Genomic DNA, 8,942 nt, shown 5'->3' with positions numbered 1-8,942 from the left:
CACCGGCGTGGGGGCGCCCGCGCCGCCCCGGGCGCCCTGGGGGGGGGAGGGCCCACCCCCCCCACGAGGCAGTGCCGGCGTCAGCCACGGACCTCGAGGGTTCCGAGGAACTGCTCCACGAAGGGTTCCGAGCCCGCCGGCAGGGTCCACGCGACCCAGTAGTAGCCGTCGCCGTCGGCCCGCTCCACGATCGCGTTCCCTTCCAGGACCATGGTCCCGGCGGGCCAGGTGCTCTCGCCGCCCCAGGGGTCCACGCCCCAGTCCCTCTCGCTCCACAGTGTGGTGGCCAGGCTCGCGCCGTCGATCGTCAGGCGCCGGGTCGCCGGGTCGGGCTCCTCCGTCGGGATCCTCTCGTTGCGCGACCAGGTGATCGTCAGGCTGCCGGCAAGGGTGGGTGTGACTGGGTCGGGCCCCCTCCAGTCGGCCACTGCCGGGTCGTCCGCCGCGAACACCTGGGTGTTGACAGCCCAGGCTGCCGGGAGCGCGTACCCCAGTCCGTTCTTGTCGTGCTGGATCCATCCGGCCGGGATGCCTCGCGGCAGCTCGAGCACCGGCAGGTGGTCCTCCGAGGGGAGCGTCGCGTGGATCTCCTCGGCGCTCGCCACGAACCTCAGCGACCCGGCGATGGTCCGGGCCATGTCGAGGCCCTCTGCCCCCGCGGGCAGCTGCCCGTCGATGGTGTACCAGAGACCACCCTCCTGGTGCACGGAGATGACGAACGTGGTCCCCGGCTGCCTCGACTCGTGCGGGTCCGTCACGACGAGGTGCGCGCTGTCCGCCCCCGGGACCATGAGGTCTCTCTCCTCGAGAACGGTGCCCTCGAGCGGGTCCGCGGTGCTGTATGTACCGATGTAGGCGCGCACCTCGATGAGCTCGGTGCCGAGCACCCCGGCGGACTCGTCGACCTCCGGGTCCCGGCCGTGCTCCGCGCGGAACTCGGCGTTCGCCTGCCGTGCCGCGTCCATCAGTGCCTCGAACAGGGCAGTATCCCACCACGCCGCGTTCATCCAGCTGTACTCGAGCCCGCCACCCCAGCCCTCCGGCACGGCGAGCGCAAGCCCGGTCGCGCCCACCGACTTCCAGCCGTCGGGCACGTTCGAGGCCTCGTACGTGAACGGGTCGACGGGGCGCGACGGGGTCGGGGTCGGCTCGGGCGGCGCGCTCGCCTCCGGCGCGGGGGACGTTGCGGTGGTGGCCGACGGCGAGGAACCGCCTCCCGGGAGAGCTGTGCGACCGGCGTCGGGCAGGGCGAAGGCCACTGTCGTGGCCAGGGCGATCACGGCCAGCGCGGAGACCGTGGGAACCACGACGCGGCGCCTGCGGGTGCGGCGCACGGCGACGGCCGCGAGCGCGTCGGGGTCGACCGGCGTGGGGGCTTCGAGGCCGTCCGCGATGCGGCGGAGGCCGGCGGCGAACTGGTCGTCGGTGCTCATGCGTCCTCCTCCGTCAGAAGGGCGCGCAGGCGGGCCAGCCCGCGAGCGCCCTGGGACTTCACTGTTCCGGTGCTGATGCCGAGCTCGTCGGCCACGTCCTGCTCCGACCGGTCGAGCAGGTATCGGAGCACCACGACCCGGCGCTGCCTCGCCGGGACGTGGCGCAGCGCGCGGACGAGCCGCTCGCGGTCCTCCACGCCGGTGGTCGCGTCGCGGACCCGGTCCTCGGTGAGGAGACCGGGCAGCGTGTCCGGGGAGACGGTGGTCTCCCGGCGGGTGCGGCGCCAGCCGTCGATCCGGGCGGTGGCGAGGACCTGCCGGGCGTAGGCGAACGGGTTCCCGTCGCCCACCCGGGACCAGGCGCGGAACGTCCGCTCGAGCGCGAGCTGGGTGAGGTCGTGGGCGCGGTGGTCGTCGCCGCACAGGAGGTACGCGATCCGGTGCAGGCCTGCGGCGTGGGCGCGGGCGAACGCGGTGAAGTCCTCGACCGTCGTGCCGCCCGTTCGGATCACCTCGACCGCTGGAGTCTCGGACCGGTCCGCGGACAGCGCAGGGGGTGGCATGGGTTCTCCCAGGTCGGCAACCGTCATGCACCCTAGACGCTGCTCACGGCCCTGCGGTTGCAGCGTGCACCGCCCGTCACTGACAGATGCTCCACGGCGGAGGCGCCGGGGGCTTCTGACGGCCGTGGCGTTCGCTCATGACGGGTCCGCAGCTGTTCGCGCTGTGCTGGGGAGTACTCGCCGTGGCGAGCGGCCTGGGGTTCGCCGTCTTCGCGGAGCAGCACGCCGATCTTCAGGTGCGGCTCCAACGACTCTTGCGCACACCGGCGCCGTCGAGTCACCGGTTCATCTTCGTGTTCACCCGCGTCTTCGGCGTCGGCTTCGCTGTCATCGGCGTCGTGGTGTTCATCGCGGCGCTGACCGGCAAGCTCATCTGACCGCTGGTCGAACCGGACCACCCAGTGTGTCAGCAGACGCCGACACGATCGGACCACGTCAGACGTGCAGCGTCCGGACCGGGTGTTCCATCTCGGTGCGATAGCATCCCTGCGCCTATACCGCGTATATCCGGTTTGTGCCAGAAGCAATATGGAGGAGCGTCCGGTGCTGCAAGACCCACCTGTTCACTGGACGGTTCCAGTACCCGAGCCGGTGGCCTTGGGGCCGGCCGAGCCACGCACGATCGGCCCGTTCCGGGTCCGGAGTCGGATCGGGAGCGGCGGCATGGGGGACGTCTATCTCGGGACCGGGCGCAGTGGGCAGCAGGTTGCCATCAAGCTGATCCGGGGCGCCCAGCTGCACGACGGCGAGTTCCGGGCGCGCTTCCGGCGCGAGGCGGGTGCTGCGGCCAAGGTGCGCAGCCGGTTCATCGCAAACCTGGTCGACGCCGATCTCGATGCGGGTGTCCCCTGGCTCGCGACCGAGTACATCGCAGGCCCGACGCTCTCGCAGGCGCTGGCCGTGCGCGGCCCAATGCCCCAGGAAGCCGTGCTGGACCTGGTGACAGGTGTTGCCGAGGCGCTGCACACGATCCACGGCGCCGGTCTCGTGCATCGTGACGTCAAGCCGGCCAACGTGATCCTCGGCCCGGATGGTCCGTGCCTGATCGACCTGGGCGTGGTCGCCATGATCGACGCGACGAGGGTGACCATGACCGGGCAGCCGGTCGGTACCCCGATGTACATGGCCCCGGAGCAGGCGACGGGGAACCGTGCGACGGCGGCCGCCGACGTCTGGGCCCTGGGCGCGCTGGCCTACTACGCCGCGACCGGCAACCACCTCTTCGAGGGGGCCCATCCGGCCGTCGTGCTGTACAGGGTCTCAGCCGAGGAACCGTCCTACGACGACTGTCCTGCCTACCTGCGTCCCCTCCTCGATGCCTGCCTGACCAAGGATCCGGCGACGCGGCCCTCCCTCGACGCGATCCTGCGCTCCCTCGGTCCTCGCAACCCCGTCGGTGCCGGGGTCGCAGCGGCCGCCGCGCGCGGACGCACGCAGCCCGGCGGGACGCCACGGCGCGGAGCGAGGCGGGTTCTCGTCGCCCTGAGCGCGGCAGTTGCCGGGACGGCGGTGCTGTCCGGGGCGGCGATCGGCGTCTGGCACTCGCTCGCCGACGACGGGGAGCCGGACGGCGGGGGACAGACTGCCTCGTCGCAGGACGCCGGCGGTACAGCTGGTCAGCCTGTTGCCAAGAGACGGGGGGAGAGCCAGCCGGCCATGATCAGAGACGGGAGCCGTGAGAGCCCGTGGGCCCAGGGGACCCCGATGCGCCTCGACGAAAGCTCGTGCTGGACGGCCAGCGTCGACGATGTGCAGGGACAGTTGGCCACGCTGACGCTCTCGTGCGATCGGGCGGGGACGATCGCGTACGGAACGCCCACGCCGAGCGAGTGGCTGAGGATCTATGCCGTCGCGGAGGACGGTACCGTCCGCCGCAGCGCTCTCGAGGACGCCACCGCGCAGGACACGTTCTGGGCGGTGAGGGACCTTGCGGACCCGGCCAGCGTGACCGCGACCGTCACGCTGCCGGAAGTCGGGCCGCTGGCCACGGTGATCGTGGAGCACAACGACGGTTACGGCTGGGAGTGGGCCGCCACCTCGGGAGACTGATGCCGGGCGACTCCGCCGCGGCGCGGTGCAGTTGCGTCGCTTCGAGCGGCGTGGCCTGTCGAGACGTAGGCTGGACGCGCTGCGATGGACCGCAGCGCAAGACCGTCCGGCGTGGCACGCAGGAGTCACGAGCCTTCGCCGGCCGGACGGAGAACCGCAGAATTCCAACGATTCCGGGTCTTAAGGATCACATGTTCCGCATCGGCCTCACAGGCGGCATCGCCGCCGGCAAGTCCGTGGTCTCCCGGCGGCTGGCCGAGCTCGGCGCCGTCGTCATCGACCATGACGTCCTCGCGCGCGAGGCGGTCGCGCCCGGCTCTGTGGGCCTGGAGGAGATCGTCGAAGCCTTCGGCGAGGGGGTCCTCGCGCCCGACGGGTCGCTCGACCGTCCGGTGCTCGGCGGCATGGTCTTCGTGGACTCGGACGCGCTCGAGCGCCTCAACGGCATCGTCCACCCGGAGGTGCGCCGCCTGTCGGCGGAGCGGGAGGCCGCGGCAGCGGTCGCGGACCCGCGCGCCGTCATCGTGCACGACATCCCGCTGCTCGTGGAGACGGGTCAGGCGGACCACTTCCACCTCCTCGTCGTGGTGCACGCGCCGGCCGACATGCGTGCCGAGCGCCTCATGAGGGGCCGCGGCCTGACCGAGGCGGAGGCACTGGCCCGCGTCGGCGCACAGGCGACCGACGAGGAGCGGCTCGCCGCGGCGGACGTGACCCTCGACGGTGCGGGCACTGTCGACGAGCTGCTCGCCCAGGTCGACGAGCTGTGGGAGCGCGTGGCCCGCGAGGTCGCGCAGGAGTCCGACGCCGAGGCGAGCGCGTGAGGACGGTCCTGCTCAGCGGCTTCGAGCCGTTCGGCGGGGACGCGGTGAACTCGTCCTGGGAGGCGGTCCGACACGTCGCCGGCACGTGGGACACCGACGCCGAGGGCGCCGGGCTCGCGACGGTGCGCCTGCCCGTCACCTTCGGCGGCGCATGGCCCGTCCTCGCGGCCGCGGTCGACGAGCACGTGCCCGACGTCGTCGTCGCAGTCGGGCTCGCCGGCGCGACGGACGCCGTCCGCCTCGAGCGGGTCGCGGTCAACGTCGCCGACGCCCGCATCCCCGACAACGATGGTGCCCAGCCCGTCGACGAGCCGCTCGTGGCCGACGGACCCGCCGCCTACTTCTCGGGCCTGCCGGTCAAGGCCGCGCTCGCGGCGCTGCGCGAGGCGCGCATCCCGGCCGTCGTGTCCAACACCGCGGGCACGTACGTCTGCAACGCCACCTTCTACGCCCTGCGGCACGGGCTGGCCGACCGTGGCGTGACCGCGGGCTTCGTCCACGTGCCCCGCACGGTCGAGGAGGACCACCACGACGCCGGAGCGCTCCCCGTGGCGACCCTCGCCGAGGCGCTCCGGATCGTCGCTCGCACGGCGCTCGCGGTCGCCGGCGGGACCCTCGCGGAGCCGGTCATGGCGGCCGGCGCGGAGCACTGACCGACCGCAGTCGCCCCGCGACCCTGCCGGCCTGTCAGTGGTGCGCCGTACGGTAGTGGCATGCGACCCGTGACCGACCTCCAGCGCACGGTGGCCCCCTTCGAGGTCATCTCCGAGTACACGCCGAGCGGCGACCAGCCGACGGCCATCGCCGACCTCTCGTCCCGCATCCAGGCGGGGGAGAAGGACGTGGTGCTGCTGGGTGCCACGGGAACGGGCAAGAGCGCCACCACGGCCTGGCTGATCGAGAAGCTCCAACGGCCCACGCTGGTGATGGCGCCGAACAAGACGCTCGCCGCGCAGCTCGCCACGGAGTTCCGGGAGCTGCTGCCCAACAACGCGGTCGAGTACTTCGTCTCGTACTACGACTACTACCAGCCCGAGGCGTACATCGCGCAGACGGACACGTACATCGAGAAGGACTCGTCGATCAACGACGAGGTGGAGCGGCTGCGCCACTCCGCGACGTCGTCGCTGCTGACGCGTCGTGACGTGATCGTGGTCGCGTCGGTGTCCTGCATCTACGGCCTGGGCACGCCGCAGGAGTACGTGGACCGCATGGTGCGGCTGGACGTCGGCGACGTGGTCGACAGGGACGACCTGCTGCGCAAGTTCGTGACGATGCAGTACACCCGCAACGACATGGCGTTCACGCGCGGCACGTTCCGCGTGCGGGGCGACACCGTGGAGATCATCCCGGTGTACGAGGAGCTGGCGATCCGCATCGAGATGTTCGGCGACGAGATCGAGTCGATCCAGACGCTGCACCCCCTGACGGGCGAGGTGATCCGGTCCGAACGGAGCATCTATGTGTTCCCGGCCACCCACTACGTCGCGGGCCCGGAGCGCATGGAGGGCGCGGTCGCCGGCATCGAGGCCGAGCTCGAGGAGCGCCTGGCGGAGCTCGAGCGCCAGAACAAGCTGCTCGAGGCGCAGCGGCTGCGCATGCGCACCACCTACGACATCGAGATGATGCGCCAGATCGGCACCTGCAACGGCATCGAGAACTACTCGCGGCACATCGACGGGCGCGAGTCGGGCTCGCCGCCGAACACGCTGCTCGACTACTTCCCCGAGGACTTCCTGCTCGTCATCGACGAGTCGCACGTGACCGTCCCGCAGATCGGCGCCATGTTCGAGGGCGACATGTCGCGCAAGCGGAGCCTGGTCGACCACGGGTTCCGCCTGCCGAGCGCCATGGACAACCGGCCGCTGCGGTGGGAGGAGTTCGTCGAGCGCATCGGGCAGACGGTCTACCTGTCGGCGACGCCGGGCGACTACGAGCTCTCGATGTCCGACGGCGTGGTGGAGCAGATCATCCGCCCGACCGGCCTCGTCGACCCGGAGGTGGTCGTCAAGCCCACCACCGGCCAGATCGACGACCTGCTGCACGAGATCCGGGAGCGTGTCGAGCGAAACGAGCGCGTGCTGGTGACGACGCTGACCAAGAAGATGGCAGAGGACCTCACGGACTACTTCCTGGAGAAGGACGTCCGCGTGCGGTACCTCCACTCCGAGGTGGACACGCTGCGCCGCGTGGAGCTGCTCCGCGAGCTGCGGCTGGGGGAGTACGACGTCCTGGTGGGCATCAACCTCCTGCGTGAGGGCCTCGACCTGCCAGAGGTGTCCCTGGTCGCGATCCTCGACGCGGACAAGGAGGGATTCCTGCGCTCGGGCAAGTCGCTCATCCAGACGATCGGCCGAGCCGCCCGTAACGTCTCGGGCCAGGTCCACATGTACGCGGACCGCATGACGCCCGCGATGGTGTCGGCCATCGACGAGACGACCCGGCGCCGCGAGAAGCAGATCGCGTACAACCAGGCGAACGGGATCGACCCGCAGCCGTTGCGCAAGAAGATCGCCGACGTCACGGACATGCTCGCGCGCGAAGACCTCGACACGCAGGAGCTGCTCGCGGGCGGCTACCGGCGGCCCGGCGGGCCGGGCGGCGGGCGGGGCAGGGCCCCCGTGCCGGGCTCGCCCAAGGAGGCGGCGACGACCGGGAACCGCCTGGCCGGCGCGGCGGCGGGCGAGCTGGCCGAGCTCATCCAGGAGCTCACCGACCAGATGCACGCCGCGGCCGCTGAGCTGCAGTTCGAGGTTGCCGCGCGGCTGCGAGACGAGGTCTCGGGACTCAAGAAGGAGCTGCGCCAGATGCAGGCCGCGACGGCCTGATTGCACCCTTCATCATCCTTGACCCCATCTGGGAGCGGGGAGGACCCTTGGCCCGACGAACCCTGGGAGGGTGGCTGTGCGAGCGATCACGCAGGACCGGTACGGCTGGGGCGCGGTACAGCTCGCGGAGGTGCCCGACCCCGTGCCGGGTACCGGCGAGGTGCTGATCAGGGTCAAGGCCGCAGCGGTGAACCCGTACGACTGGCACTACCTCGAGGGCACGCCCGGCATCGCGCGGCTCGGCATGGTGGGCAATCTCCGCGGGCCGAAGCCGCCCGTGCGGGGCGTGGACGTGTCGGGCGTCGTGGAGGCCGTTGGTCCGGAGGCGACGCGGTTCGTCCCGGGCGACGAGGTCTTCGGCTTCGCCTACGCGGGCTCGTTCGCGGACCTGACGGTCGCGCCGGAGAAGCACCTGGCAGTCAAGCCGCCAGCACTGAGCCACGAGGAGGCGGGTGCCCTGCCGATGGCGGGCGTCACGGCCTTGAACGGGCTGCGCGACGCGGCCGGGCTGCAGGCCGGCCAGCGCATTGCGATCACGGGGGCCGGCGGCGGGATCGGGCACCTTGCGGTCCAGCTCGCGAAGTGGCTCGGAGCGCACGTCACGGCGGTGTGCAGCGCGCGCAGCGCCGACCTGGTGCGTGACCTGGGCGCCGACGAGGTGGTCGACTACGCCACCACTGATTTCACCAGCACGGACGCCAGGTACGACGTGGTGTTCAGCAACGGCGGCCAGTACTCCTTGCGGGCGCTCGCCCGGGCGGTCCGCCCGGGCGGACTCGTGCTCCTCAACGACGGCAGCAAGACGGGGTTCGCAGGCGCGCTGGGTGACATGGTGCTCGGCAAGATCCTGGGCCCGAGGCTGGCCGTCCGTGTCGCCCGGTTCGACGGCGTCGCGAACGCGGACGACCTGGCGCTGCTGGCCGGTCTCGTCGCGGACGGCACCGTGCGCGTCGAGGTCAGCCGTACATACGCGCTGGAGGAGGCCGTCGAGGCGGTCCGGCAGGTCGCGGGCCGGGGCCACGCGCGGGGGAAGATCGTCGTCGTCCCCTGATCAGGGCCGGGCCCTGTGACCGACCCCACGCAGCCGGGCGAGCCCTGCGTCCCGTATGCTCCTGTTCGGAGGGGAGTACTCCCGTTCTTGTGGTGAGGTCGTCAATACGGTCGCCAGCGTTGCCGGCCCGGCCTCATCGGTTCGCAGGTGCGTCACGGCCGGGCGGTGCCCAGGCTGGTGCACAGCGAGCGGAG

At 71.7% G+C, this 8,942-nt stretch carries 8 protein-coding genes; 6 read left to right on the top strand and 2 right to left on the bottom strand.

Features of this window, described 5'->3' with window-relative positions:
- Nucleotides 1–80: 80 nt before the first annotated feature.
- Together L1785_RS09480 and L1785_RS09475 are read right to left on the bottom strand one after the other, a co-directional pair.
- Entirely contained in the window at nucleotides 81–1,433 is a 1,353-nt protein-coding gene (locus L1785_RS09480; RefSeq protein WP_236089013.1) for a hypothetical protein, read from the bottom strand.
- Nucleotides 1,430–1,996 carry a SigE family RNA polymerase sigma factor gene (locus L1785_RS09475; RefSeq protein WP_236089012.1) on the bottom strand — a complete coding sequence of 189 codons (567 nt, stop codon included), beginning with the start codon at nucleotides 1,994–1,996 and terminating at the stop codon, nucleotides 1,430–1,432. Before L1785_RS09475 ends, L1785_RS09480 begins: the two co-directional genes overlap by 4 nt.
- A 137-nt stretch (nucleotides 1,997–2,133) precedes the next feature.
- Here L1785_RS09475 and L1785_RS09470 point away from each other — a divergent pair, with 137 nt between their 5' ends.
- The 6 genes from L1785_RS09470 (at nucleotide 2,134) to L1785_RS09445 (ending at nucleotide 8,748) form a co-directional block, all read left to right on the top strand.
- On the top strand, nucleotides 2,134–2,373 hold the full coding sequence (locus L1785_RS09470) for a hypothetical protein (RefSeq protein WP_236089011.1): 240 nt from the start codon (nucleotides 2,134–2,136) through the stop codon (nucleotides 2,371–2,373).
- Between the two features lie 64 nt (nucleotides 2,374–2,437).
- Nucleotides 2,438–4,045, top strand: a complete 1,608-nt coding sequence (locus tag L1785_RS09465; protein ID WP_236089010.1) for a serine/threonine-protein kinase — start codon at nucleotides 2,438–2,440, stop codon at nucleotides 4,043–4,045.
- A 191-nt stretch (nucleotides 4,046–4,236) separates the two neighbouring features.
- The gene (coaE, locus tag L1785_RS09460) at nucleotides 4,237–4,869 is read left to right on the top strand and encodes a dephospho-CoA kinase (protein ID WP_236089009.1); all 633 of its coding nucleotides are present in this window, start codon (nucleotides 4,237–4,239) and stop codon (nucleotides 4,867–4,869) included.
- Complete coding sequence (locus L1785_RS09455) at nucleotides 4,866–5,522, top strand: pyroglutamyl-peptidase I (RefSeq protein WP_236089008.1); 657 nt, start codon at nucleotides 4,866–4,868, stop codon at nucleotides 5,520–5,522. The genes coaE and L1785_RS09455 overlap by 4 nt, the downstream gene beginning before the upstream one ends.
- Nucleotides 5,523–5,582: 60 nt before the next feature.
- Nucleotides 5,583–7,697, top strand: coding sequence for an excinuclease ABC subunit UvrB (gene uvrB / locus L1785_RS09450; protein WP_236089007.1), 2,115 nt, complete (start codon nucleotides 5,583–5,585; stop codon nucleotides 7,695–7,697).
- Nucleotides 7,698–7,767: 70 nt separating this feature from the next.
- Entirely contained in the window at nucleotides 7,768–8,748 is a 981-nt protein-coding gene (locus L1785_RS09445) for an NAD(P)-dependent alcohol dehydrogenase (protein WP_236089006.1), read from the top strand.
- Nucleotides 8,749–8,942: the final 194 nt, after the last annotated feature.

Source organism: Antribacter soli (assembly GCF_021568775.1).
Lineage (GTDB): Bacteria > Actinomycetota > Actinomycetes > Actinomycetales > Cellulomonadaceae > Antribacter > Antribacter soli.
The sequence above is the reverse complement of the archived record's forward strand: the minus strand, read 5'-3'. Positions and strand labels throughout refer to the sequence as shown.

Bases quoted from the DNA above. Each gene is read 5' to 3' on its own strand.
- L1785_RS09480 (WP_236089013.1), bottom strand. From the start codon at position 1,433: ATGAGCACCGACGACCAGTTCGCCGCCGGCCTCCGCCGCATCGCGGAC.
- uvrB (WP_236089007.1), top strand. From the start codon at position 5,583: ATGCGACCCGTGACCGACCTCCAGCGCACGGTGGCCCCCTTCGAGGTC.
- L1785_RS09470 (WP_236089011.1), top strand. From the start codon at position 2,134: ATGACGGGTCCGCAGCTGTTCGCGCTGTGCTGGGGAGTACTCGCCGTG.
- L1785_RS09475 (WP_236089012.1), bottom strand. From the start codon at position 1,996: ATGCCACCCCCTGCGCTGTCCGCGGACCGGTCCGAGACTCCAGCGGTC.
- coaE (WP_236089009.1), top strand. From the start codon at position 4,237: ATGTTCCGCATCGGCCTCACAGGCGGCATCGCCGCCGGCAAGTCCGTG.